1 protein-coding gene is annotated in these 272 nt (G+C 57.0%); it reads right to left on the bottom strand.

The window, feature by feature from the left end:
• Positions 1 to 6: 6 nt before the first annotated feature.
• Positions 7 to 272: M24 family metallopeptidase (locus SB756_RS30105; protein ID WP_410913239.1), on the bottom strand; the 266-nt coding region annotated here is incomplete at its 5' end.

The raw sequence follows: 272 nt of genomic DNA, 5'->3' as shown, positions 1-272 counted from the left end.
GAGAGATTAAATCGCCGGGTAGTCGCCGGTGCCTTCAGGCCAGGGCGTGAGCAGATCAAAACCCTCATCGGTAACGGCGACGGTATGTTCCCATTGCGCCGAGAGCGAGCGATCTTTGGTGACCACCGTCCAGCCATCTGACAGCACGCTGGTTCCGGCTTTACCGGCATTAATCATCGGTTCGATAGTGAAAATCATGCCTGCTTTGAGTGGCATCCCTTCGCCCGGCGTGCCGTAGTGCAGCACCTGTGGATCGGTGTGGTAAATTTCGC

Origin of the sequence: Pseudomonas sp. SIMBA_068, assembly GCF_046534705.1 — a bacterium.
Taxonomy (GTDB): domain Bacteria; phylum Pseudomonadota; class Gammaproteobacteria; order Pseudomonadales; family Pseudomonadaceae; genus Aquipseudomonas; species Aquipseudomonas putida.
Note: the sequence above shows the minus strand (reverse complement) of the source record. Positions and strands in the feature narration are given on the sequence as shown.